General features: G+C 42.8%; 22 protein-coding genes and 1 pseudogene. 17 read left to right on the top strand and 6 right to left on the bottom strand.

All coding sequences use genetic code 11. From position 1 onward, the window contains the following. The first annotated feature begins 47 nt into the window (after positions 1 to 47). From WFY05_RS13140 to WFY05_RS13115, 6 genes are all read left to right on the top strand, one after another. Entirely contained in the window at positions 48 to 551 is a 504-nt protein-coding gene (locus WFY05_RS13140; protein ID WP_340113348.1) for a hypothetical protein, read from the top strand. A gap of 140 nt (positions 552 to 691) precedes the next feature. After that, positions 692 to 1,408 carry an SDR family oxidoreductase gene (locus WFY05_RS13135; protein ID WP_340113347.1) on the top strand — a complete coding sequence of 239 codons (717 nt, stop codon included), beginning with the start codon at positions 692 to 694 and terminating at the stop codon, positions 1,406 to 1,408. A 44-nt stretch (positions 1,409 to 1,452) separates the two neighbouring features. Next, entirely contained in the window at positions 1,453 to 1,779 is a 327-nt protein-coding gene (locus WFY05_RS13130; protein ID WP_340113346.1) for a MazG nucleotide pyrophosphohydrolase domain-containing protein, read from the top strand. An 18-nt stretch (positions 1,780 to 1,797) separates the two neighbouring features. Next, positions 1,798 to 2,754 carry a carbon-nitrogen hydrolase family protein gene (locus tag WFY05_RS13125; RefSeq protein ID WP_340113345.1) on the top strand — a complete coding sequence of 319 codons (957 nt, stop codon included), beginning with the start codon at positions 1,798 to 1,800 and terminating at the stop codon, positions 2,752 to 2,754. 162 nt (positions 2,755 to 2,916) lie between these two features. Next, positions 2,917 to 3,333, top strand: coding sequence for a hypothetical protein (locus WFY05_RS13120; protein ID WP_340113344.1), 417 nt, complete (start codon positions 2,917 to 2,919; stop codon positions 3,331 to 3,333). Between the two features lie 131 nt (positions 3,334 to 3,464). Further along, positions 3,465 to 4,367 carry an MBL fold metallo-hydrolase gene (locus WFY05_RS13115; protein ID WP_340113343.1) on the top strand — a complete coding sequence of 301 codons (903 nt, stop codon included), beginning with the start codon at positions 3,465 to 3,467 and terminating at the stop codon, positions 4,365 to 4,367. A gap of 90 nt (positions 4,368 to 4,457) precedes the next feature. Here the strand turns inward: WFY05_RS13115 and WFY05_RS13110 are convergent, their stop codons facing one another. Genes WFY05_RS13110 through WFY05_RS13100 form a run of 3 tightly spaced genes read right to left on the bottom strand, consistent with a single transcriptional unit; the run spans position 4,458 to position 10,130 of the window. Beyond that, positions 4,458 to 5,747: a TolC family protein gene (locus WFY05_RS13110; protein WP_340113342.1), complete on the bottom strand. Its 1,290-nt coding sequence runs from the start codon at positions 5,745 to 5,747 to the stop codon at positions 4,458 to 4,460. Continuing rightward, positions 5,734 to 8,943, bottom strand: coding sequence for an efflux RND transporter permease subunit (locus WFY05_RS13105; RefSeq protein ID WP_340113341.1), 3,210 nt, complete (start codon positions 8,941 to 8,943; stop codon positions 5,734 to 5,736). The genes WFY05_RS13110 and WFY05_RS13105 overlap by 14 nt, the downstream gene beginning before the upstream one ends. Positions 8,944 to 8,945: 2 nt before the next feature. Then, the gene (locus WFY05_RS13100) at positions 8,946 to 10,130 is read right to left on the bottom strand and encodes an efflux RND transporter periplasmic adaptor subunit (RefSeq protein WP_340113340.1); all 1,185 of its coding nucleotides are present in this window, start codon (positions 10,128 to 10,130) and stop codon (positions 8,946 to 8,948) included. A gap of 264 nt (positions 10,131 to 10,394) precedes the next feature. Here WFY05_RS13100 and nadB point away from each other — a divergent pair, with 264 nt between their 5' ends. From nadB to WFY05_RS13050, 10 genes and pseudogenes are all read left to right on the top strand, one after another. Then, complete coding sequence (gene nadB / locus WFY05_RS13095; protein ID WP_340113339.1) at positions 10,395 to 12,005, top strand: L-aspartate oxidase; 1,611 nt, start codon at positions 10,395 to 10,397, stop codon at positions 12,003 to 12,005. Between the two features lie 4 nt (positions 12,006 to 12,009). Beyond that, the gene (gene nadC, locus WFY05_RS13090) at positions 12,010 to 12,855 is read left to right on the top strand and encodes a carboxylating nicotinate-nucleotide diphosphorylase (RefSeq protein ID WP_340113338.1); all 846 of its coding nucleotides are present in this window, start codon (positions 12,010 to 12,012) and stop codon (positions 12,853 to 12,855) included. Then, complete coding sequence (locus WFY05_RS13085; protein WP_340113337.1) at positions 12,855 to 13,586, top strand: type III pantothenate kinase; 732 nt, start codon at positions 12,855 to 12,857, stop codon at positions 13,584 to 13,586. The genes nadC and WFY05_RS13085 overlap by 1 nt, the downstream gene beginning before the upstream one ends. Then, the gene (bamG, locus tag WFY05_RS13080; protein ID WP_340113336.1) at positions 13,573 to 14,853 is read left to right on the top strand and encodes a BamG family beta-barrel-assembly machinery protein; all 1,281 of its coding nucleotides are present in this window, start codon (positions 13,573 to 13,575) and stop codon (positions 14,851 to 14,853) included. Before WFY05_RS13085 ends, bamG begins: the two co-directional genes overlap by 14 nt. 24 nt (positions 14,854 to 14,877) lie before the next feature. Beyond that, positions 14,878 to 16,530: a tetratricopeptide repeat protein gene (locus tag WFY05_RS13075; RefSeq protein ID WP_340113335.1), complete on the top strand. Its 1,653-nt coding sequence runs from the start codon at positions 14,878 to 14,880 to the stop codon at positions 16,528 to 16,530. Positions 16,531 to 16,573: 43 nt separating this feature from the next. After that, positions 16,574 to 17,203 (top strand): LPS export ABC transporter periplasmic protein LptC, encoded by a 630-nt coding sequence (lptC, locus tag WFY05_RS13070; protein ID WP_340113334.1) that lies wholly within the window; start codon positions 16,574 to 16,576, stop codon positions 17,201 to 17,203. A gap of 12 nt (positions 17,204 to 17,215) precedes the next feature. Then, entirely contained in the window at positions 17,216 to 18,484 is a 1,269-nt protein-coding gene (locus WFY05_RS13065) for a hemolysin family protein (protein ID WP_340113333.1), read from the top strand. A gap of 163 nt (positions 18,485 to 18,647) precedes the next feature. Beyond that, a complete protein-coding gene (locus WFY05_RS13060; RefSeq protein WP_340113332.1) occupies positions 18,648 to 20,774 on the top strand; it encodes a peptidylprolyl isomerase in 2,127 nt (708 codons plus the stop codon). Positions 20,775 to 21,099: 325 nt separating this feature from the next. Then, positions 21,100 to 21,951 (top strand): annotated as a pseudogene (locus tag WFY05_RS13055) (aldo/keto reductase); the annotation flags it as partial. Between the two features lie 102 nt (positions 21,952 to 22,053). Then, positions 22,054 to 22,908 carry a hypothetical protein gene (locus tag WFY05_RS13050; RefSeq protein WP_340113331.1) on the top strand — a complete coding sequence of 285 codons (855 nt, stop codon included), beginning with the start codon at positions 22,054 to 22,056 and terminating at the stop codon, positions 22,906 to 22,908. Between the two features lie 14 nt (positions 22,909 to 22,922). Here the strand turns inward: WFY05_RS13050 and WFY05_RS13045 are convergent, their stop codons facing one another. After that, the gene (locus WFY05_RS13045) at positions 22,923 to 23,354 is read right to left on the bottom strand and encodes an FKBP-type peptidyl-prolyl cis-trans isomerase (RefSeq protein ID WP_340113330.1); all 432 of its coding nucleotides are present in this window, start codon (positions 23,352 to 23,354) and stop codon (positions 22,923 to 22,925) included. A 137-nt stretch (positions 23,355 to 23,491) separates the two neighbouring features. On the opposite strand from WFY05_RS13045, the gene WFY05_RS13040 reads away from it, so the two are divergent. After that, the gene (locus WFY05_RS13040; protein ID WP_340113329.1) at positions 23,492 to 24,775 is read left to right on the top strand and encodes a hypothetical protein; all 1,284 of its coding nucleotides are present in this window, start codon (positions 23,492 to 23,494) and stop codon (positions 24,773 to 24,775) included. Here WFY05_RS13040 and WFY05_RS13035 read toward each other — a convergent pair whose 3' ends face one another. Both WFY05_RS13035 and WFY05_RS13030 read right to left on the bottom strand, forming a co-directional pair. After that, on the bottom strand, positions 24,776 to 25,480 hold the full coding sequence (locus WFY05_RS13035; RefSeq protein ID WP_340113328.1) for a class I SAM-dependent methyltransferase: 705 nt from the start codon (positions 25,478 to 25,480) through the stop codon (positions 24,776 to 24,778). Further along, positions 25,477 to 26,223 carry a sulfite exporter TauE/SafE family protein gene (locus WFY05_RS13030; RefSeq protein WP_340113327.1) on the bottom strand — a complete coding sequence of 249 codons (747 nt, stop codon included), beginning with the start codon at positions 26,221 to 26,223 and terminating at the stop codon, positions 25,477 to 25,479. Before WFY05_RS13030 ends, WFY05_RS13035 begins: the two co-directional genes overlap by 4 nt. Positions 26,224 to 26,438 lie beyond the last annotated feature (215 nt).

The raw sequence follows: 26,438 nt of genomic DNA, 5'->3' as shown, positions 1-26,438 counted from the left end.
TTCGATCTTTAATTTTATATTAAACAAAAAATTAAAAGTCGTCAAGAATGAGAATCTCCATACTTCTTCTTTTCTTTATAATTCTCGGACATTGTACTACTGCTCAGAAAAAATTTGGCTTTGAGATGGGCGCTGATTTTCCGTCAGGCTGCACGATTGGCATATTTTCAAAATTTTCACCAGCAAGCAAACTCGAATTCAGTTATGGTACTGACCTAAAATTTGAAGACAGTAAACAAGTTCATACCATTACACTAAATCATGGTTATTATTTTGGCAATCTGAACAAAAAATGGGAAAAGAAATTATGGATAATAAACACGGGGCTAGTTTACGGCTACTCCGATAGTGCGCAAAAAAAGGTATCCTCTTTATTACTTAATGTTCATTTCTCTCGTGAAATACCATTATCTGCAAAATGGAGTTTAGAACCAAAATTAGGTATTGCTGGTGTTCTGATGAACAAAGTTGAAAACAAAGATGAATTTCATGAAGTAAATACTATTCCTGTATTCCCGGTGTTAGGAGCGAAAGTACTTTTCTGTTTATGAAACCGTCGCTATGCTTTGAAATGTATACAGCTAGGATACCATGTTTTCGAAGAGATGGAACCCTATTTGCCAAATGCCTGAACCTTTCTTAGTATTTTTATTTCCTGTATTCAGATCGTATCTTTAAAAAAAATGAATTTATGATTTTAGAAAACCGAATTGCGGTAATTACAGGTGCAGGCAAAGGTATTGGCAAGGCAGTGGCGAACGGATTGGCTGAGTTGAATTACCTGACTGTTTTAATTGGCCGGAATCTTCATGACCTCGAACATGTTGCTTTAGAAATTATCAGTAAAGGCGGGCTTTCTCCGTCCATTTTTGAGCTGGATATTAACGACACCGATAAAATAAATGAAACGGTAAAGGCAATTCTGGCAAAACACGGACGGATTGATGTTTTGGTGAATAATGCCGGCATTTATTTCGACGGAACACTTGAACTCTCCGAAAAAGATTTCAGTTCCATGATCGCCACCAACCTTACGGCCCAGTTCAATTTCACCAAAGAGATTGTGCCTTTGATGAAAAAGCAGCGAATGGGCTATATTTTTAACGTAGTCTCGCGATCGGGGAAAATTGGTTTTGCCGGCAGTGGCGGTTACAGTGCATCGAAATTTGGTATGCTTGGATTAAGTGAATCGTTGTATCGCGAACTCACTCCGCTGGGTATAAAAGTTACCGCGCTGTGCCCGGGCTGGGTAAATACAAAAATGGCTTTCGAAGCCGGGACACCTCTTCCTGCAGAGGAAATGATCGAGCCTGAAGACCTGTTCAAAACCATAAAATACTTGCTCGAACTTTCACCGGCTGCCTGTGTAAAAGAAGTGGTAATTGAATCGAAAAAAAGCATTAGTTAAATACACAAAAAGTTTGTTGAGGAAAATTTTTAAAACCATTTATTATGCCGGAACTAAACAGCCATCCTACACTTTCCGATTTTCAAAAATATGTAACTGAATTGGAACACGAACGTGATTTTATTCATCAAACCACCATCGACAAATGCTTACTACTGGGCGAAGAGGTAGGTGAGCTTTTTAAAGCAGTAAGAAAATCGGAAGGTTTATCGGTTGATTCGAATTCAAATTTCACCGAAATTGGTGACGAACTTACAGATATACTCATCTATTTATGTGCCATTGCCAACCGAAAAGGAATTAATCTGGAAAATGCTTTTCGGGCAAAAGAAGAAATCAATAAAAATCGAACCTGGAAATCACTTCCATAAAATGAAACTTTACTAAAAATGGATAGAAATAATAACATATTAAAAGTCGGTCTGGCGCAAATGGCACCTGTCTGGCTCGACCGTGATAAAACGCTGGAAAAAGTAAGCAGTTTTATTGAAAATGCAGCTGCCAAAGGTTGCGAGCTGGTGGTTTTTGGTGAAGCACTTGTTCCGGGATATCCTTTTTGGGTGGAACGCACCGAAGGTGCACGGTTTAATTCACAGGTTCAAAAAGAAATGTACGCACATTACGTTGAGCAAGGTGTTCAGATCGATGCCGGCCATCTCGACGGCGTATGTAAAATAGCAAGGGAAAAAAAGATAGCAGTAGTACTTGGAACGGTTGAACGGGCTTCCGACCGTGGCGGGCACAGTATGTATTGTACGCTGGTTTATATCAATGCTGCCGGTAACATCACCCATACCCACCGAAAACTTATGCCAACTTACGATGAACGTTTGGTTTGGAGCATCGGTGACGGTCATGGTCTGCAGGTACAGAAACTTAAAAACTTTACTGCAGGGGCACTCAACTGTTGGGAGAACTGGACGCCACTTTCTCGCGCTACTCTTTACGGACAAGGAGAAGATCTGCACATTGCCATCTGGCCGGGGAATGTGCGAAATATAGAAAATATCACCCGCTTTATTGCAGAAGAAGCCCGATCCTTTGTGATTTCTGTTTCGGGTTTAATGCGAAAAAACGATATCCCTACAACAATTCCTCACGCGGACCTGATCAGGGCAAACTGCACGGAAGTACTGGCCGATGGTGGCTCCTGCATTGCAGGCCCCGATGCACAATGGATAATCGAACCACAGGCAAACACTGAAGGAATTTTTACGGCTGAACTTGATTTCAGCAAAGTTCTGGAAGAAAGACAAAATTTTGATCCTGCGGGACATTATTCCAGACCTGATGTTACGCAACTGCTTGTAAATCGCGACAGAAATTCAATAATCAAGTTCAAATAAAAGGCTCAAAGAATAGTCTTTTCAATATCTTTGAGAACTTATGTCAATTTAAATGTCGCACAACATTTCTTCAATCAACTAATTTACTGGCAATAAATCACACTTTAGTGTGATATTTTACTACCTTTATTTACACTTATTACAAACCAAAACTCAAATTGAATGAAAGCTTTTAAATCAAAAATCAATTTTTTGCGCTTGGCATTTGCCACTGCTACTGTATTCTTCCTAAGTGCCGGGTTTACCCCCGACCCTCTTTCAATCAACATTGATGTAGCGCCCAACGTACTCAATATCCAAAGCGAAGGAACCGTAGTTACCGTGCACACCGATATTTCATATAGTGCGGTTAATGGTGCTTCGGTATTGCTCAATGATGTGCCTATTGCCTGGTGGAAATCGGACAGCAGGGGACAGTTCGTTGCCAAATTTAATATGGAGGAAGTAACTGAACTCGTTGATGCCGATGTGCTGGAACTTGGAGACATTATGCTAACGCTTACCGGATCATCTGTGTTGGGAGAGTTTTCAGGAAGCCAGACAATTAAAGTCATTTCCGTGGAAGCAAAAGGGAGATAAGTTATTAATTAAGATTCAGGGAAAAGGGAAATCATGTGTTGGTTTCCCTTTTTCGTTTGGCATTTGTGTCTGCTTAACTCTTCTAAAACAATTTCCATATCTTAGTAATATCATGAAGTAATTTTCAACAAATGAAACACATTGCTCTTTTGTTGTTTGCGGCAGTACTTGCCTTATTCTCATCAGCTCAAACCAAGGTTATTTTATTGGGGACCGGAACACCGAATCCCGATCCCGACCATGCAGGAAGCAGTATTGCCATCCTGGTGAACGATAATGTTTACCTGGTTGATTTTGGTGCCGGTATTGTACGAAATGCGGCTAAAATGACGCCCCGTTACGGTGGAAATTTTCAGCAACTGGAAGCCAAAAACCTGCGCATTGCTTTTCTTACTCACCTGCATTCCGATCACACCATTGGATTACCTGATTTGCTGCTTACTCCGTGGGTACTCGAACGCGATGTTCCACTTGAACTATATGGTCCGACGGGGACAAAACATCTGGCTGATCATATTGTGGAAGCATATCGGGCCGATATCGACTACAGATTGAACGGACTGGAACCGGCAAACAAGAACGGTTGGAAAGTAAATACTCATGAATTTGAAAATGATGAAATTATTTATACTGATTCGTTGATTAAGGTTGAAGCATTTCATGTACAGCACGGCAGTTGGCCCAATGCGTTCGGTTTTCGATTCACAACACCAGATAAAACCATCGTAATTTCAGGCGACACCCGTCCGTGCGAGAATATCCTGAACTATTCAATAGGTGCCGATATCCTTATTCATGAAGTATATTCCTATCACCGATGGACCAAACGAAATGATTTCTGGAAAAAATACCATGCTGCCAACCACACCTCAACTCTGGAACTTGGGGAACTGGCAACCAAAGCCCAACCCAGCAAACTGGTCCTCTATCACCTGCTTTTTTGGGGAGATACTGAAGAGGATCTGCTCAAAGAAATTGCCACAAAATACGATGGCGAAGTAATTGTTGGGCGCGATTATATGGTGATCGAATAAAAGCTGACCTTATTAAAACAATTCACCGGGTGACTGGAGAATCGTCTTACAGTCACCCGGTGAATATGTTACCTGGCATTTTTAATGCTTTTATTCGTAGTCCTGAATAATCACCCCCGCCAAACGGAGCAAGGAAGTTTGAGCATCGATAAAATTATAAATGGCCCGTAATTCGCCCTGCGAAGCATTCAGGTAAATTTGCTGAACATCGCGAAAGTTAAACGAATTAATAGCTCCCGACTCAAACTTTTCGCGTGATATCTGTAAATTGAGTTGAGCGGCTTCGATGTTTTCGCGTGCCAAAACCAGCAACTCTTTGCGTACTTCGTAAAACTCGAACAAATTGGCCAACTGGTTATTCAAGCCATGTTGAATATCCTCGGTTTCCACATCTGCCAGTTGACGATCGATTTCAGCAATTTGCACGGCTCGCTTCCGGTTACCACCACTAAAAAGGTTCCAGCTTAGTGTAAAGTTACCGTACAACGAAGCATTTTTGCTCCAACTTGCATCGGCATTTTCATTTTTAAGCCGCGTAGTAGTACCGCTTACACCACCTCCAAAATCGAGGCTCGGAGAATACGCACTTTTAGCTGCAGCAATTTCATTTTCGAGCAGGCGCAAATTTATGTATTGCGACTGCAGCGTTTTGTTGTTTTCCATCATCTGCGCCTGTAAATCGGCCAGTGTATAATCTTCCAGTACCGGTTCAAATTCTTCTGTCAGCTCGTAATCGATATTCTCCGGTTCGGCCATTAAATAGGCCAGGTTGCGTTTCGAATTTTTATAGGCAACTTCCTGAAGCAGGTAATTCGCCCGATCTTCGAGGTAGGCATTTTGAGCCTGCAACACATCGTAAGTCACTGCCGAACCGTATTCCTTTCGCTGCAGGGCCTGCTCGTAACGGTCGTTCGATAAATCCATCACTACCTCAACCGTTGCCATTTGTTCTTTCTGCAACAAAACATCGTAGTAGGCCAGTATCACCGACTGAATGGTGCCTTCCACCAAAGTAGCGGTGTTGTTTTTCGAAAAGTTTTCCAGTTCTTCGAGCCGGGTTTTACTGATCTTCACCGAAAACCCATCAAAAATAGTCCAGTTAAGCGATGCACCACCCGAAAAACGATTGCTGACATTATCATCGCCTTCCAAAATATTGTAGGTATTGTTATCAGCAGCCGACAAATTAATGTACGGATAGCGGCCGGCAGTACCCCAGTTATTCTGAATCTCGGCGATTTGCTGGTTCCCTTTGGCAATGATAATCCCGTAATTATTTTCGAGTGCTTTCGAAATGGCATCAGTAAGCGAAAGTGGTTGTTGGGCTACACTTGCCCAGGCGCTGAATACAAACAGGATTATTATCTTAATGACTTTCATGTTCTTTGTTTTCGTGTTCTACATCAATTGTATTATCAATCTTGCGTTGCGAATGGATCCAGGCAATTTCCACTTCTTCACGTTCATACTTCTTGCCGGTCCATATTTCACGCACAAATCGTCGGATGTCATTTAAAATGATAATCAAGGCCGGGAAGAACAGCAAAATAAAGAAAGTTCCGAAAGCCACCCCATAAACCAGCGAAATGGCCATAGGGATTAGGAACTGAGCCTGGAAACTTTTCTCGAGAATTAGCGGATACAAACCGAATGCCGTAGTTAAGGTAGTAAGAATGATTGGCCGCAACCTCGATTTACCGGCTTCAACAATCGCTTCTTTTACTTTCATACCTTCCGTGATATTCAGGTTGTATTTAGCCAAAAATACTACTGCATCGTTTACAATTACTCCGGTGAGTGCAACGATTCCCCATAAACTTAAAATCGATAATGGCTTTCCGTGTAAACCATGACCCCAAACCGCTCCAAGAATAGATATCGGAATCATGATCAGGATAATAAGTGGCTGCTCAAAAGATTTGAAGTTGATCATCAGAATAAAGACGATGGCCAGAAATGCCATCGGGAACAGGAACAATAAATCGCCCATACTACGTTCACTTTCCTTTTGCTGCCCCATGTATTCGATCCTGATACCCGGGTACAGCACACTCAATTCCGGAATCACATCTGCTTTAATAATTTCGAGTATTTCGGTTACCGAAGCGTCGGGATCAACGAGATCGGCTTCAACCCTGATTTCGCGGCGACCGTTAAAACGATTAATGTTTACCGGCCCTCGCTTTTTCGTGAAGTTGACCAGTTCGGTAAACGGATATTCTCCTTGCGGAGTAACAATTTTCATACTTTCAAGCTGCCCGAGTTTGGCACGACCTTCAGCCGGGTAGCGCACCCAGATACGAATCTCGTCACGGCCAACCTGCAAACGCTGTGCCTGCCCGCCATAAAAAGCCTGGCGCACCTGGTTGGCAATGGTAACTTCGTTCAGTCCCAACATATATGCCTTAGGTTTGAGTTCCAGAAGAATTTCTTCTTTTCCCATGGCGTTGGTATTTACAATGTCTTTTAGCTGTGGGTAAGTATGCAGTTTATCCATTAGGTAGTCTCGTGCATGTTCCAGTTCCTCAATATTTCTGGAAAGCAAGCCGATTGAAACCGGCGAACCAAAGCGGCCCCGCGCGCCAATTGTAAATTTTTCGGCTTCCGGAACCGGCCCAATGTGTTTTCTGATTTTTTCAATAATTTCAAACGAACTAATCCCGGTTTCCTCTGAGTTGCGGGGCGAAACATCAACGTTACCGGTATGTGCACCACTTTCTGAGCGGCTAAAACCTGAACCAAGATTAATAATACTACTCTCGATTATGGGTAAAGTATCGTTATATTCTTCCATCAACTCTGCATTCACCACCCAAACCACGCTATCGAAGCGGGTGAGGTAGTCCATCGTTTGTTGTTCGCCCGAACCGGGAGTGAAGGCAATATTGATGTTAAAATCGTCGAATTCCATTCGCGGGAAAAAAGTGGTTTTGATGATCTGTCCGCCAATCAAACCTAAAGTTATAATGATCATTGCCACGGGTATGGCAGCCACAATGTACCGCCACTCGATCACCAGTTTCAATACACCATCGTAGGCATAATCGCGCAACCAGCTAAAAAATTTCTCAATGTATTTTCGCAATCCCTTGGCTTTCGAACTTAACACTTTGCGGTTGAGAACGTGCTTGTTTCCAAGGTGAGCAGGCAAAACAAAAAAGGCCTCAAAAAGTGAAACCAGCAAACTGAAGATAACAATCAGTGCCATTTCTTCCATCATTTCCATCCTTCCGGTAATGAAAATCAGTGGCGAAAATGCAGCCACGGTAGTCAGAACCGATGCCACTACTGCCGGCACCACTTCATTGGTTCCGTCAATTGCAGCACGCATTGGGCTCTTTCCCCGCTCAAAATGCTGGAAGATATTCTCGCCAATAACAATCCCGTCGTCCACCAGGATACCAATTACCAGGATCATTCCGAACAGCGACATCATGTTAATGGTAACGCCCATGGCATTTACAATAATAAACATCCCTAGAAAGGAAGCCGGAATTCCCCAGGCCACCCAAAGCGAAAGTCGGGTACTCAGCATTATTCCAAGAATCAGAACAACCAGGATCAATCCCTGACCTCCGTTGGTGTACAATAGTGCCAGGCGCGATTTTAGCACATCGAGGTAAGAACGCGACAATTTTAATTCAACGCCGTAATTTTTACTGTTAAAATCCTTGACGTAATCTTTCACGTATTTATCGATGGCATCGAGGTCTTCGGTTATCAGTTTATTCACCCTGAGGTTGATCACCGGATTACCTCTTTCAATGGCCTTACTCGGAACATCGGAAAATTTCATTTTAACCGTTGCGATGTCACGGATGCGAATAACACTTCCGTCGGGATCGGCCCGTAAAATAATGTTGCCGATTTTATTAGGGTCGGAACTACGCGAGCGCAAACGGATCAGCAATTCCTCCTCAGCCGAACGGATTTGCCCGCCTGAAACATCGCGGTTATTACTTGAAATGGCATTTTGCAGATCGGTAAAAGTTAATCGGTAACGCAAAAGATCTTCTTCATGCGCTTCCACCGAAATCTCCAACGAAGGATATCCCGAAAGCGACACCTGGCTCATATAACCTGAGGCCAGAAAATCTTCTTCTACCTGTTGTGCATAACTTTTTAGCGTCATCAGGTCAACATTCCCGGTTACCTCCATGCGGGCAGCCGGCGAAGTAGTCCGCGTTTTTGCCACGATCGGACGCTCGGAGGCAGTTGGCAGTGCAGAAATTCCGTCTACTGCATTTTTAACTTCTATCAGCGCTTCGTCAATATCGTATCCAGGTTCGAACTCAATGGTTACCCGTGAACTGTTTTCCGACGAAACTGAATTGATCTCGTAAATTCCGGGTATAGCGCGTACCGCTTCTTCAATCCGCGAGGTAATCCCCTCTTCCATTTCTACCGGTGAAGCACCCGGGTACATTACGCTTACATTAATAATATGCGATTCACGTTCCGGGAAAAACGACTTTTTCATTGAATACAGGCTGATGCCCCCAACAATGATAAAAAAGATCAGGATCAGGTTGGCATAGAACGGAAACCGGACAAAAATTTCAATCAATTTTCTCATAATCAGGCCTGTTCTTTCGTTGATTTAGCTTTTCTGTTTCCTTGCGATTCCGGTTGTTCTTCACCAAGAATTCCTACCGGTGTGTTTTCTTTAACATTAATAAGTGGCTGTACCACCACTTTGGCTCCTTCTTTTAGTCCTCTAAATATGAGGGTGGTTTCGGTGGTTTTCAGTATATCAATTTCGCGTTTTTTTAGTTTCCCGTCGATAACCACATAAACCTCGTTGGAGTTAAAAACTGCATTGCGCGGAATTTCCATCGCTCTTTTTATAGCCTGCCCGGGGAAACTCACCTTCTTATATTCACCGGGAAGTAACTCGTGACCAGCCGTGCTGACCACCTTTATAAAAATGCTGCGCGATTGTGTATTTGCGTCGATAAAATTTGAAATCCGGATCACGGTACCCGATAATACGTCATTGTTGTTTAACTCGTGAACCTCCACTTTATCCCCAACTTTTATCCAGTTACTTTCGCCATTAGGCACAGGAACCTCGATCTCAATATTGTCAGTACGAATCATTCGCGCGATTTGGGCACCGGTGTTCACATAGGCTCCAACCTCGTAGTTTACCTGCGAAAAAGTTCCATCGAAAGGAGCATAAAGCGAGTGACGTTCCAGTTTCTTTTCGTCTTGTTTTATTCCAAAGTATTCGTTGTACACTCCTCGGCTAGCCAAAAATATTTTGAGTTTTTCGTTGTTCACTTCAGGAAACTCGGGCAGGTCTTTGTTCAAATCGATTTGCCGGAAAAAACTCTCATACGTTTCAAGCGCCTCCGGGAAATCAACCTTCAGGTCGGGTAACAAGGAAATCATAGTTGTCAGAAAATTACTTTTCCGGGCTTTAAGGGCAAGTTCTGCCTCATCTTTATAAATTTCGGCCAGCAATTGTCCTTGTTGAAATTTTGTACCCTTTCTCAAACGAACAGTTCCGGGTTCAATTTTTCCTGCGGCCTCGGCTACCAATACTACCTCACTCCCCGAAACAGCACGACCTTCGCGTGTTAATGGCGAGATTACATTCGTATATTTTACGGTTTCGGCTTTTACAAAACGCTTCATGTCGTTGGCAGGCTTTGTGGGTGGTTCGGGTTTCATCGAAACAAACAATTCAGAAAGCGCTGCTGATCCTCCCAACAAGACAATGAGAGCAACAACAATAAAGGTGATTTTTCTCCAACTCATGGTTTTTGTTCTTTTTAATGTTCTTCGAACTTAATTTCATTTCCGACCGCAAAAATCAATAAAAAAATTTACACCCTAGTATCTATTTTGTTAAAATTGAAAATCGCGTGTGGATTGTTACCGGTTACTTTACTACCGACGATAGAAAGACATCATATTTGTGCCAAGGTTTAATGTAAGGCTCAAAAAATACCAATCTAAATACAATCAAATTAGAACCACCTTTTGCTTTAATTGAATTTAATATGCAATTGCATAAAAGAAATGCTAACTTTGCACGCTCGTTTGCAGGAAGCAGATAAGATGCAAGTACTTGAATTTGATACGGTTATAATAGGTAGTGGTCTGGCAGGTCTGGCCGCCTCTTACAATGCTGCCAATTTTGGATCGGTTGCCATAATTACAAAATCGCAACTCGATACCAGCAATTCGTATTATGCACAGGGAGGAATTGCAGCTGCCATCGACAAAACCGACTCACCGGAACTTCACTTACGCGATACAATGGTTACAGGCCGTGGCCTTTGCGATCGCGATGCCGTGGAAATCCTGGTGAATGAAGGAAGAGAACGGGTGCTGGAACTGATTGATCTGGGAATGCCATTCGACAAAGAAAACGGCGAATTTGTTCTGGGTCTCGAAGGTGGTCATAATAAACGTCGCATTCTGCACTCGGGAGGCGATGCCACCGGTAAAGAACTCACCTGCTTTCAACTTGAACTTGTAAAACAAAAAGAGAACATTCAGGCTTTTGAATATGTAGCAGCTCTCCGTTTACTGCAAAACGAAAACTGTATACAAGGTGTGCAAGCCTACGATTTTAAATCGAAGAAAAATATTGTATTTAAGGCAAAAGCTGTAATACTCGCCACCGGAGGATTATCACGAATTTTCGAACGTTCAACAAATCCGCACACGGCAACCGGCGACGGAGTAGCTCTGGCTTACGCGGCTGGAGCACAGATTGCTGATTTGGAATTTATCCAGTTTCATCCCTCGGCACTGTACGTGCCCGGAAAAAATGCTTACCTGATCAGTGAAGCCGTACGTGGCGAAGGCGCCTGGATACTGAACCATGAGGGAGAACGATTTATGAAAGACATCCATCCGCTGGCCGAACTGGCACCACGCGATGTAGTGGCTTACAGTATTTTCAGGCAAATTCAGAAATCGGGAAAGAAAAACATTTTCCTCTCCTTAAAACATCTCGACGAGCAACAAATAAAGCAGCGTTTTAAAAACATCGACAGTCACCTGAAAGAATATGGTTTTGATATGACCAAAGACCTGCTTCCCATTTCGCCGGCTGCACATTACATGGTTGGAGGAGTACATACCAACCTCAATGCAGAAACCAACATTTCGGGACTTTTTGCCTGTGGCGAAGTAGCATCAACAGGTGTTATGGGAGCCAACCGGCTGGCAAGCAACTCGCTTTTGGAATGCCTGGTGTTTGGGAAACGTGCCAGTGAAAAAGCTGCAACCCAGAAAAAACCTGCCGGAGAACTGATCCTTCCCGAACCGGTTCACGTTGATACAGCTAACGAGCAGTTGTTTTTGAAATACCAAAACGAGATGTCCGTATTGATGTCCGAAAACCTGGGCATTGTACGCAACAAAACAACACTTCAAAAGGCACTCGATCGTTGCCATGAAATAGAAACGTCGTTCGCGCCGGATGCCAACGAATACAACCTCCTTAAAATCAGAAATACCGCCACGCTCTGTAAACTCATCGCTCAGTCTGCACTTGTTCGTGAAGAAAGTCGCGGAGGACACATCAGAGAAGACTTTCAGAAAGAAAACCCTGATTTTAAAGTACACATCCTTCAACAGAAAGGCTGTAATTATCAATTTGAAAACGTAAGAGATTAAAGTTATGATGGACGAGAAAACATTGAAATCAGCAGAAGTACTCTTCGATCTGGCTTATGCTGAGGATATCGGGGATGGTGACATCACCACCAACAACCTGATTGATCCGGGAGAAAACAGAACCGCACAACTTGTTGCAAAAGCCGATGGTGTGGTAGCCGGACTACAGGTAGCAGAAATAGTTTTCAAAAAATTCGACAAAAACATAGAATGGAATGTATTGCTCCCCGATGGAAGTGTGGTAAAACCCGGAGATGTAATTGCTGAATTTAAAGGCAATTACCGGGCTTTATTAACCGGCGAACGCAAGGCGCTTAATTTTTTGCAGCGTTTATCGGGAATAGCCAGCTATGCCAGCCGTTGTATGAAAGAAATTGAAGGAACGAAAGTAGAAATACTCGACACCCGAAAAACATTACCCGGATATCGTTACCTCGATAAATATGCTGTGCGCATGGGCGGTGCATCGAACCACCGTTTTGGCTTGTACGATATGGTAATGATCAAGGACAATCACATTCAGGTTGCCGGCGGGATCACAGAAGCTGTTGTGGCCATTCGCAAAAAAATTCCGAAAAGCATAAAAATAGAAGTGGAAACCACCACTATTGATCAGGTAAAAGAAGCACTCGCTGCCGATGTGGATATCATCATGCTCGATAATATGAGTTCTGCGATGATGAAAGAGTGTGTAGCGATCATCGACCGAAGAGCAAAAATTGAGGCCTCCGGAAACATGACCACGAAAAGAATACGGAAAGTCGCACACACCGGTGTCGATTACATTTCAATCGGGGCACTAACACATTCGGTGAAGGCGCTTGATATCAGCCAACGAATTATTGATTAATGAACCTGGTCATCGACATAGGAAATACACGCACCAAATTTTCGGTATTTAACCGGGGCGATGTACTTATAACCGTTCCGGTAGAAGAGTTTAACGCCTCAAACATCTGGGTATTAAAATCGGAATACGATAATCTTGACAAGGCCATTCTTTCAGCGGTAAAAGACTATCCGCAGGAATTGCGGCAAGCACTGGAAAAGGAATTCGATACTTTTATTGAACTGGATGCCGACACTCCACTACCCATCGAGAATTGTTATGAGACAAAAGAAACGTTGGGGAAAGACAGAATAGCTGCAGTGGTTGGTGCCTACGATCTTTATCCGAATACCAATGTCCTGATCATCGATGCAGGAACCGCAATTACCTACGACCTGCTTACGGCCGACGGTAAATACCTGGGCGGAAACATTTCGCCGGGCATTGAAATGCGGTTTAAGGCACTGCATCAGTTTACCGGAAAGCTACCCAAAACAGAACCGGCCGAATACAATAAATTGTTCGGCACAACAACCACCGATGCCATCCGGGCAGGAGTACAGAACGGAACTGTGTACGAGATTGATACAACAATCACAACTTTTAAAGAATTTTATAAAAATTTAAAAGTTATTATTACCGGGGGCAATGCTGAATTTTTTGATAACAAATTAAAAAATTCTTTCTTTGTACACTTTAATTTAACCAGCTTGGGTTTAAACCGCATTCTAGAACATAATGGGGAGATTTAGCAGAGTAGTATTATTTATCGCCGGGTTAGTTTTTATCCCGGCTATGTTATATGCGCAATTTAATAATAACACCTCATCACCTTATTCAAGGTATGGGTTAGGCGATCTTAGTTCATACAGCTTTGGTCGGTCGACGGCTATGGGAGGAGCCACACTGGCAAGCAGGTATTCGCTGCAGATCAATTCGGCCAATCCGGCTTCCTACACGGCAATCGACTCGCTTAACTTCTTGTTTGAATTCGGCTTGCAGGGCGCTTTCTCGGAATACAAATCGAGTATCAACAGTACCACATCCAACGATATTAACTTTAATTACTTTGCTATGGCTTTCCGGCTCACTGAATGGATGGCCACCAGCCTGGGAGTTTATCCTTATTCTAATGTAGGATACAGTGTGCAGGCAGGCGAAGACCTTGAGAATACAGGCGCCTACCTTACCACTTACTATGGCGAAGGCACCATCTCGGATGCGGTATGGGGATTGGCCATTCAACCGCTGAAAAATCTTTCGCTCGGAATGAACGTAAATTATCGTTTTGGAAACCTAAGCAGGAATTCGGAATTGAATTTTGCCAATGCCGACATGTATTTGCTGCAGCGTTATTCGAGACTCCGCGTCAGGGATTTTGGCCTGGAACTGGGAGCACAAGCCTTGTTACCGTTAAAAAACGACAAACAACTTGTTTTGGGTGTAGTGTTTGAAAACAAACCAAAATATACTTCGCTAAACTCCGATATCGTTCAGAAAAACATTTATTACTCGCAGGTAGCCGATCAAGATACCTTATACTTTAAAGAAGAAGAAAAAGGAGATATTGTTTTTCCTACGACTGTGGGATTGGGCCTATCGTATTCGAAGAAAGACGTTTACGAAATAAATGTTGACTATTACCACCAAAGTTGGAGCGATGCTTTGTTTTTTGGAGAAAAAAGTGAGTTTTTGGCAGATTTGAATAAATTTGCAATCGGCGCTGAATGGATTCCCGATAAATACTCCATTCGAAGTGCCTTTAAGCGTGTCGCATATCGGGCAGGATTCAAGTACGAACAAACGTATCATTCTTTCGATGGACACCAGGTTAACAGTTTTGGCATAAGTTTTGGACTGGGGTTACCGGTATATCGTTCAAACTCAACAATAAACATTTCTGCTGAGTTTGGAAGAAGAGGGTCAACAGATTTCAATTTGATTCGCGAGGATTATGCAAAAGTTAATTTGAGTGCTAATTTGCACGACTTGTGGTTCATTCAGAGAAAGATAGATTAAAATTAAGGAAAAAATACAACTATTATGAAAGCTTTATTACGCATAACACTCTTAATCGCTGCAATTGTTGCAACCGGCGTTACAATTGCCCAGGCACAAAGAGTTCTAAAAGGTACCGTTTATATGGATGGGGAACCGGCCGCCGGTGTAACTGTTGAAGTACATAAAGGAGGTACTATGACAACAAGCTTTGACGGAAAGTATGAAGTTGCAGTCGATCCTAAATCAAAATGGATCAAATTTACTCCTCTGGCAACCGGAGAATCAGTAAGAGAAGATATTGAAAACATTCAGGGTGATGTTTTCGATTTTGCTATAACCGGAGAAATCCCTTCAGGAGACGGAGGAGCAAATGTAGCTGCCGGAGGAGTGGTGTTGAAATCGCTGGAAGAACTGATTAAAGATCAAGACCAGGATTTTATGAACGAATTGTCGTTGTACACCGAATTCTACAAACAAGGCGACTACAAATCGGCCATGCCTCACTGGAAAAAATTGCTTAAAACTTATCCAAAATCCACTTCAAACATTTACATCCAGGGTGCTAAAATGTATGAAGACATGATCGAGAAAGCGGCAACAAAAGAAGAGCGCGAAAAGTTGTTGAATGAATACATGAAACTGCACGACACGCGTATTAAATACTTCGGTCAGGAAGGTTTTGTTTTGGGAAGAAAAGGAACAGCCTGGTATAAATTTAAAATTAATCCCAACGACGATGAAGTGCCCACTACTGATGAACTAAAAAAGATACACAAAACAGGTTACGAATACTTAAGCAAATCTGTTGAATTGCAGGGTAACGAAACAGAACCACCGGTATTGGTACTATTTTTGCAAAGTACGGTGGCCTTGTTTAAACTTGGCGAACTTCCGCAAGAAAAAGTAGTTGAGAACTACGAGAAATGTACCGAGATTGCCAATAACATTATTGCCGAAAGCGATGATGAAAAAGAAGTACAGGTGGTACAGGAACAGGTACTGCCATTCATTGAAGACCTCTTCGGAAAGTCAGGTGCTGCCGACTGCGAAGTATTGATAAAAATATACAGCGAAGATTACGAAGAGAATAAAGACGACATCGATTTTATCAAATCCATGTTACGTCGCTTAGGAAGAGCTGACTGTACAGAATCAGAACTGTTTGGAACAGCAACCGAGCGTTTATATGAGCTTGATCCTTCGGCAGAGGCTGCCTTTAATATGGCCCGCCGCTTCCTGAAAAAAGATGAAATGAATAAAGCACGTGAATATTACCAGATGGCGATTGATCAGGAAACCGATAATACCTTGAAAGCTACCTATCATTACGAACGAGGCTTATTGCGTTACGCCAAAGACGGTAACCTGGTTGGAGCACGAAACGATGCACACCGTGCTCTGGAACTCGATCCGGACTTGTGCGAAGCAAACATGTTGATTGGTGACGTTTATGTTGCCGCATCGCAGAAATTTGAAGGAAGTGCTCTTGAAAAATCAGCCGTTTTCTGGTTGGCCTGCGATTATTATGCGAAAGCCCGCCGCGGCGAAGAATGTGCCATCGATGCATCTGCGAATCTGGCAAAATGGAGCAAATATTTCCCAAATAAGGAAGAAGCATTCATGGAAGGACTCCAGCAAGGTGCAACCTATCATGTGGGAGGATGGATAAATGAAAATACAAAAGTTAGATTCTAAAATCTTACATCGAATAAAACAAAGTGGTATTGCAGTTCTCATCATGGGGGCTGCAATACTTTTCTATGCTTGCGAAAGCAACAACCTTTCGGAAATAAGTGCGTTTTCCGCTCCTGAAAACCTGCCCATTCAGGAAGCAACAAATTTCCAGACCACTTACACCGATTCCGGCCAAATCAGGTTTACACTTACAACACCCAAGCTCCTTCGTTTCGAAAACGATGGTGTTACCTACACCGAATTCCCCGAAGGAATGGAACTTATTAAATACGACGCCCAGCAAAATGTGGTATCCAGCATAAGGGCCGACTATGCAAAACAGTTTGTAAAAGAACAGCGCTGGGAGGCTAAAAACAATGTGATAGTCACCAACGCCGAAGGCGACTCGTTACTGACAGAACACCTGATATGGGAAGAAAAGAATGAAAAAATTCACACCGAGGAGTTTGTAAAAATTATCAGAGAAGACCAGATTATTACCGGAGTTGGATTAACTTCGGATCAGAATATGGCCAACTGGAAAATCAAAAACGTTAAGGGCATTCTTTACGTAACCGTAGATAACAAAAATACAGCACCTCAGGAAAACCGGACGCCGCAACCCGCTCAGGAGCCGCCGCAGCCCGATATTCCGAAGTTACAGGATACAAAAAAAGCGATCCGGTTTAAGTGATAAAATACTGGCATGAACCTTTACCTGCTGATATTAATTACCATATTGCTTTCCGCCTTTTTCTCGGGCATGGAAATTGCTTTTGTATCGGCAAATAAACTAAGGCTCGAACTCGACAAACAATCCGATCCTTTCAATTCACGCTTCTTAAAGTTTGTAACAGCCAATGGTGGGCAATACATTGCTACCATGCTGGTTGGAAACAACATCGCCCTGGTAATTTACGGTATTGCCTTTGCCGCCTTACTCGATCCCGTACTGAATTTGTACATTCATACCGAATCAATCATTTTGCTTCTGCAAACTCTTATCTCAACACTGATCATTTTGACATTTTCCGAGTTTCTGCCAAAAACACTTTTCAGGCTGTACCCCAATACTTTTCTGAATATTTTTACACTGCCACTCACTTTTTTCTACATCGTATTTTATCCGATAACCCGCTTTTCAATCGCCATCACAAATACTCTTCTGCGGCACGTGTTAAAAACCAATGTATATGCCGATAATAAAAACCCGGTTTTTAGTCGAGTCGACCTGGATGAGTTTGTTACTGAAAGCGATTCAGCACGCACCGAACTTCAGGAAAAACATGTGGAAACCGAAATCAAATTATTTAAAAATGCCCTTGACTTCTCGAAACTAAAACTTCGTGAAATTATGGTTCCGCGCCCCGAAATCGAAATGCTGGAGTTGGGTTCTTCCATCAGCGAGTTGCGTCAGAAATTTGTGGAAACCGGCTATTCACGCATCTTGTTCTTCAAAGAAAATTCGGATAATATTGTGGGTTATGTGCATTCATCGGTGTTATTCAGCAACCCAAAATCGATAGAGCCACACATTAAAAAAGTACTGATCGTACCCGAAACCATGCCGGCCAATAAACTGCTGAGTACTTTTATTCAGGAACACCGCAGCATTGCCATTGTGGTTGATGAATTTGGCGGAACCGCAGGAATGGTAACGAGCGAAGATATACTGGAAGAAATTTTTGGTGAGATTGAGGACGAACACGATACCAGCGATATTGTTGAGCGCAGGATAAGCGAAAACGAATACATATTTTCGGCGCGGGCTGAAATAGACATGCTCAACGAAAAGTACTTTTTTGAATTGCCCGAAACTGAAGAATTCGAAACGCTGGCCGGTTACATCCTCTACTTCCACGAAAGCATTCCAAAAATAAATTCGGTGATCAAGATCGGAAAATTTCAATTTAAAATCCTAAAAGCCACCAATACTAAAATCCAATTGGTCAAACTCACCATTTCCGAAAGTTAAGTGCTCAATAACATCCTTCGCAACAATCTATATTACAGCCACTTAAACTTCTATTCTTCTGAGCAGGAAAAAAAAATTAAATACGGAGGTTAAATAGTTAAAATTGTTATCTTCGTAGCTCGAAAATTTCAAATAAATTTTGCATTAAAATAACTGTAAATCAATGGCAACGTTACAAAAAATCAGAACGAGAGCAGGATTGTTAGTAGCAATTGTAATCGGTGTTTCATTGGCAGCATTTATCCTTGGCGATATGTTACAAGGTGGTTCGTCGATGTTTCAAAGAAACCGCCTGGAAGTTGGAGTGATTGATGGAGAATCAATTCAGTACCCGGATTTCCAGACTGAGGTTGAAGAATTAGGAGAGATATTCAAACAAAATTACGGAACCAGTCAACTGGATGAGAATACCTGGGCACAGGTTAGGGATCAAGCCTGGCAACAAAAAATTAGTGAAATAGTGATGGGAGATACCTACAAAGATCTGGGTATCGATGTTTCATCCGATGAGCTTTTCGACATGTTGCAGGGAGCCAATATTCACCCCATCGTTCAGCAAATTTTCCGCAATCCTGAAACCGGTCAGTTCGACCGCGGTTCGGTTGTTCGGTTTTTGAAAAACCTGGAAACAGGAGCTGTTGCACAGGATCAGCGCAACTACTGGTTGACACTCGAAAATCAAATTGTTGACGAACGTGAGCAAAGCAAATACGCCAACATGGTTGGAAAAGGTTTGTACGTAACCAGCCAGGAAGCTGAAAATACACTTCAGGCCAACAGTAAAACGGTAAATTTCGATTACATTTCGTTGCCACACAGCACAGTTTCGGATGACGAAATCACCATTACCGAAAAAGACCTGAAAGATTATTACGACGCACATCAGGAAGATTACAAGCAAGATCAAAGTAGAAGAATCGAATACATCACTTATCCGGTGAAACCATCGGAAGCTGATTATACCGATGCTCAAAACTGGATCGAGGACATTAAAAGCGATTTCGAAGCTACCGAAGATAACGTACAGTTCGTGGATGCCAATTCCGACGTGAGTTTCGAAAACGTTTGGTACAAAGAAAGCGGTCTCCCGGAAAACATTGCAACCTGGATTTTTGAAGAAGATGCTGAGGTAGGCGATGTATTTGGACCATACCAGGACGGCGACGCATTCAAACTGGCCAAACTGCACAAATCGGAAATGATGCCCGACTCGGTTGAGGCACGCCACATTTTGTTGCAGGTTAATACACAGGCCGAATTAGTTGCCGCTCAGGCACTGGCCGACAGTTTAAAAACAATGATTGCCAACGGTGCGGATTTTGCACAGTTGGCAAGGGATAATTCAGTCGATCAGGGTTCTGCCATTAACGGTGGTGAACTGGGGTGGTTCCAGCGCGGACAAATGGTAAAACCATTTGAAGACGCAGCATTCAACAATGCAAAAGGAGAAGTTACGGTTGTTACTTCTCAATTCGGAATTCATGTTGTGCAAACCACCAACAGGGGAGTTCTTACTCCTCAGGTTCAGGTGGCTTACCTGGTTAGAAACGTTGTGCCAAGTACAAAAACCTACCAGGATGTGTATGCCAAAGCAAGCGAATTTGCAGGCACGCACACTACTTTCGAAGCATTTGAAACAGCTGTAGCCGATCAGAAACTTACCAAACGAGTTGCCAACTTGGGTGAAAACGATCGTCAGATAGCAGGACTCGAAAACGCACGTACGCTGGTAAGAGCAGCCTACGAAGCTGAAGAAAACACGATATTAATGACCACACAGGGATCTCCGATTTTTGAACTGGGCGACAACTTTGTAATTGCCGTTCTATCGCAGGTTACCGAAGAAGGTGTTGCACCGCTTGAAGACGTAAAACCTCGTGTTGAACTGGCCGTTACCAAAGAAAAGAAAGCTGAAGCACTAAAAGAAAAGGCAAGTGCAGCCATCAGCGAAAACAGCGATTTATCTGCGATTGCCACAGCATTGGATACTGAAGTTAAAAGTGCCAACGGAATCAACTTCAATTCATTCTCGATTCCGGGAGTAGGTTTGGAGCCGGCAGTTATCGGAACCGTAACTTCGCTGGATGTGGACCAGATTTCGGAACCGATTGCCGGAAACAACGGAGTATTTGTTGTGATGGTGACTTCTGAATCGCAAAATCCTGTTGGTAGCGTATCTGACGAACAAACCAGATTAGCTCAAACATTAAATTACAGAGCTGCGCAACAAGCCTTCCCGGCCCACCGCGATGCTGTAGAGATCGTAGATAAAAGATCGAAATTCTATTAACAGATAACGATATTTTAAAGAAAGCCGTTCATAATTTTGAACGGCTTTTTTGTTGCCATCAACTGAGCCTTGTTTTTAAAAAGTAAGCACCTTCAACTTCAAATCATATAAACTGAAATTGATAAAGTAACAGAATAAGCCGGTATTATTAGGAAATAATTATACTTTCAACATACCATTCAAATTTTAAGAGATGCAAACAAGAACCCTCGGAGAAAACGGTTTTGTGGTAAGTGAAATAGGTTTGGGAACCTGGCAAATTGGTGCAGACTGGGGAAAAGATTTCTCAGCGGATAAAGCCATGGAAATTTAAAATACAGCCGTAGAAAGTGGCGTTACCTGTTTCGATACGGCCGATGTCTACGGCAATGGGCAGAGCGAAAAATTTATTGGCAAATTTTTACACCATACTGAAAAAGAGATCAGAGTAGCTGCAAAATTCGGGCGCGGAACCGATGTTTACCCGGCCTCGTACACCAAAGAGGCCATGCGTAAATCGATTCAGGGCTCACTTAAACGTTTAGGTGTTGATTCCCTTGATTTGCTACAATTGCATTGCATCCCCACTGCAGAAATGCAAAAAGGCGACGTTTTTGACTGGCTGCGCGATTTTAAAAACGAAGGTCTGATTAAAACTTTTGGCGCCAGCGTGGAGTCGGTCGAAGAAGGATTGCTATGCATTGAACAGAACGGGCTGCAATCTTTACAGGTTATCTTTAATATTTTCAGGCAGAAACTGGTCGGCGAATTGTTGCCCCAGGCTGCGGCTAAAGGAGTTGGTATTATTGTGCGACTACCCCTGGCAAGTGGTTTGCTCACCGGGAAGTTCACAAAAGCAACCAGGTTTGTAGAAGGAGACCGCCGAAATTTTAATAAAGACGGTAAAGTTTTTAATGTTGGTGAAACGTTTGCCGGCCTGCCCTTCGAAAAAGGAGTTGAGTTGGCTGACGATTTAAAAAAATATTTACCCGAAGGCATGACAATGGTTCAATTGGCCCTGAGATGGATTTTGGATCATCAGGCGGTTTCAACAATTATTCCGGGAACAAGCTCTCCCGAACAGGCCAGAAACAATGCACTTGCAGCTCAGCTTGAACCGTTACCACGGGAACTTCACAACAAACTCGCCGAATTTTATACTGCTGAAGTGCATGATTTTATTCGCGGTGTTTACTAAATGATTTATTCTCCGGTGTGAATTAGTCAAACATCATGTACAGAATAACAAATTCGACAAAAATTCGTTAAGTTTAGGCACAAACCATTTCAATTCAATTCTATGAAAAACACGATCCTGTTATTTTCGATCTTGCTGATTCTGATGGTATCAGCTTGCAAAGAGGTTGATCAGAAAACCATTACAACTGAAGAAGCTACCGTACTTGTAACCGAAGCGGCAACTGCCTACAGCATATTTGCTTCCACGCAGGAAGAAGGAACGACGGCCGGTTTTAAATCGAAGAATATGGTAAAAAGCGCCGAGACTGCCAGTGATGATTATCCGACCATCTCGATCGATCCTCTCGATCTGACTACCTGGCCCAAAGTCATTACAGTGGATTACGGCTCCGAAAACATCACCGGATTAGACAATCATCAACGTAGGGGCAAATTGATCATTAACGCTGATAATTTCCCGGGAGAAGTTGGTGCAGAATGGGTGATCACCTTTGAGGATTATTACCACGATAACTACGAAGTTGAAGGCGAACAAACCATTACTTACAATGGGCCAAATGCCAGCGAACATCCAGTTTACAGCTGTACCGTTAAAGATGGAGTGATCACTTCACCCGATGATAAAAAATTTTATTTCGAACAACAAACTCAACGCGAATGGATTGCGGGTTACGATACACCACTTAATTTTTGCGACAATGATTACGAAATAACCGGAACTCACGGTGGTAAAAGCTCCGACGGATATATTTATTCCATGTCGACAACAACGCCATTGGTGGTCGGTACCTGCTGCCGCTGGATCAAAGAAGGAATTCTGTACATTGGTCTCGACAATTACGATTTGAGTTGTGAGATTGATTATAAACCGGCTTCAGATAAAGGAGAAGACAGCTGCAACAATTTGGCCAGCGTTACCGTATTCGGAGAAACTTTTGAGGTTAATCTGCCTTAAATAGAAAATATACATCAACAAATTTCCACCAGGCGTATGGTGAAACTTAAGACTGCATTTGGTGGAATTTTATTTCCTGTACCTTTTCGGCCCCAGGCCAAATCGGCGGGCACCCAAAATTTATATCTGCTCCCCACCGACATCATTTGCAGGCCTTCCTGTAACCCTTCTATCAGTTCTTCAATAGCTACCTCATCGGGTTTGTTCTGCCGGTAAGTATCTTCCAGAATTTTCCCATCGAGCAACAAGGCACGCTGATGGATTTTTACCTTGTCGAAAATGCCGGGTTTTACTTCATCAGTACTTTCAACAACCTGGTATTGCAAGCCGGAATCTGTTTCTTCAATCCCCTCTTTTTGAAGGTTATTACGTAAGAAATCCTCACCGGCTTTCCGGTTATTTCCGGCCGAACCTTTACTACGGGCTTTCTTTTCTCTTCGTGCCATTACATTTATCTTATTGTCAACAAAGTAAATGAATTCTTAAAAACTGTGGTGAAATAAAATCAATAAGGTATATTTGAAACAGCTATTAAAAAACCACATTTAAGAACCAACAAAAGCCTAAGGAGCGAGAAATCGTTATGCCAAATAAATTTTTTATTCTACTCATTCTTTTCGTGATTACACTTACGAGTGCTTCTGCAGGTGATCACATATTTGATTCGAAACTTGATATTAAAAGTCCGCGATCGTACGATAAAAGAGAAGAAAAACTAAAGGTTTACTTCGAAGGAATACGACTCGACATGGATTACCTGAGGCGAAATATGCGTTTTGTCGATTTTGTCAACGAACCGGCTGTGGCCGATGTGCACGTGATTATTACAAGACGAGTAAGTGGCTCGGGCGGGCAGGTATATTCGCTGATGTACAACAACCTCACCATGGAAAACCTGAGCGACTACACCATAAGTTGCACCACACTTGCAAGTGATACTTACGAAGAAAGCCGTAAAAAAATTACAGATGCTCTTGCGCTTGGCTTAATGCCGTTTGTCAATCAGACCAAAGCCTCGGAAAAACTTGTTATACGTTTCAATGGTAATGATAAAGAAGTAACAACACAGGTTCTTGAAGATCCCTGGCACAGCTGGACATTCAGAGGTGATGTTTACGGAGATGTCAACCTCGAAGAAAGCAGAAAAACGTATGATTATTCGTTTAATCTGCGGGCCGATAAAGTAACCGAAGAATGGCGTTATCGTAACTCTGCCCGACGAAGCGTAAGAACTCGTAAATACATGAGTGAAGGAGAAGAGTACCGCTCGGATAATACCTCGAACAACATTTCTTCGAGCGTAGTAAAAAGTTTATCATCGCGCTGGTCGGCGGGGGCATTTGGAAGCTATTACAACAGCAACTACAGTAACACCGTGTATTCCATTTCGTTTAAGCCGGCTATTGAGTACAACATTTTCCCGTGGGACATTTCGGACCGGAAAGTATTTACGATTGCCTACTACATAGGTCCTGAATGGAAAAAGTATTACGAAGAAACCATATTCGATAAAACACAGGAGAGTTTATGGGAACAATCACTTCGGCTCGATTTACAGATAGTACAAACCTGGGGTGAAATTGAAGCAGGTTTAAATGCGACCAATTACATGCACGACTGGACCAAAAACCGCATTACACTCGACACCGATCTTTCGGTTCGAATCATTCGTGGTTTGTCGGTTAGAATGGGATTTCGTGTTGAAAATGTGCACGACCAGATCTACCTGGCCAAAGGAGAGGTTTCACTCGAAGATGTGTTACTGAACAAAGTGCAACTGCCTTCAACTTTCGAGGTCGGCGCCAACATCGGACTGCGCATTCAATTTGGATCTATTTACAACAACATCGTAAATAACCGGCTTTAATTATTGCACCTGGCCAACCACAATCAGGCGGGTAGCCATTTCAAAACCATGCTTTTCCAGATCGGCTTCTATCGACGGAATTTCTGCGGCCATTTCGTGATATTCGGGGCGGCCCTCCAGCTGTTTTAAGGCCAAATGTAGTTTCGCTTTTCGCTCCTCTATTTCCTCTTGCGTTGGTGGAACCGGAACTTCCTGGTGCTCGAAAATAAGCCGTACTTTCAACCCCGATTGTTCAACCTGGGCCAAAATCTCCGGTTTTGCAAACGCCTCGTTGTGGCAAACTCCGTTTAAGCGGTCGATTTTACTCCGGAAATGGTGCATCCGTTTATGCACTTCCTGTGCCGGATTCAGATTATCGCTGAACAATTCATTCACCACTATCCAACCTCCGGGTTTTACCGTGCGCTGCATTTCCTTTAAGGTTTGCTGAACATCGGAAAGATGATGCAAAGCCATGGATATGGAAGCCACATCAAAACTGTTATCCTGAAAATCCAATGATTCACCTTTCATGGTTTTAAAATCCACGCTTGGATAAGTTTTACGGGCTTCATCGAGCGATTCACGATCCGGATCAACACCGGTAATTTTCGCATCCGGGAAAGCATCTTCAAGTTTAGAAATAAAGTGCCCCGGACCGGTGCCAACATCTAACACATTTTGTACGGTTTTATCACTAAAAAATTCCTTAAGTTGTTCAATCATATCAATAATAAAAAGGCCGAAAGCGCAGTAACTATAATTACCGCCGTTCGGTAAAGTTTGTCTGAAATTTGTTTGACCAGTTTTACGCCAATAAAAGCTCCCAGTGCAATGGCCGGCAACATCATCAGATTCAAGGATAAAGTATCGATGTTGATGGTTTTCCACACCAGAATGTGCAAAGGAAATTTTGAGAAGTTAATGATGAGAAAAAACCAGGCTCCGGTTCCAATAAAACTGTTCTTTGGTAAATGCATGGCCAGTAAGTAAATCGCAAATATGGGGCCTGCAACATTCCCGATCATGGTGGCAAAACCACCTAAAATGCCCATTACAGCAGCAAACCACCAGGTATCAGGGAAGAGTTGAGTTCCTTTTTGCCGGTCTTTCCATAGCAGCAGTGCAATACAAAAAAAGACCAAAATGGCCATGATATTCTTGAACCAGTTGTCGTCGACCACCTCGCCTACCCATAGTGCGATTCCGATACCGATAAAAGCCCAGGGCAACAATTTCCAAAGGTATTTCCATTCGGCATGACGGTGATAATAACTTACGCCGAAAATATCGGCCATCATCAGCATCGGCAGTAAAATTCCGGTTGATGCCTTTCCTCCAAAAATAATTGCCAGCGTTGGTACCACCAGCATCGAAACTCCCGGGACTCCAACTTTCGACATACCTACCAGCATGGCACAGGCCGCTAATAAAATCCATTGCAAAATTGAAAAGTCGAGCTCGAGCATAAAATGGTTTGAAACGTCTAAAATATCGAAAATCGGTTGAAACGAAAGTGCAACCGGACAAAAACATTCAGGATTTTGATGAATCACCAGCCGAAATGAAAGATTTTAATCCGTCCTTGCCTTCCGCCATCTGGTAGATAGGGACTATCACCTTTGGGGAATTCAGAGAGCCCAAAATTAATTGGAATCGAGACTGCCATAAAAAAATAGCCCCG

This window comes from Maribellus mangrovi, from assembly GCF_037646455.1.
In the GTDB taxonomy this organism is placed as follows: domain Bacteria; phylum Bacteroidota; class Bacteroidia; order Bacteroidales; family Prolixibacteraceae; genus Draconibacterium; species Draconibacterium mangrovi_A.
This window is presented reverse-complemented; position numbering and strand designations above follow the sequence as displayed.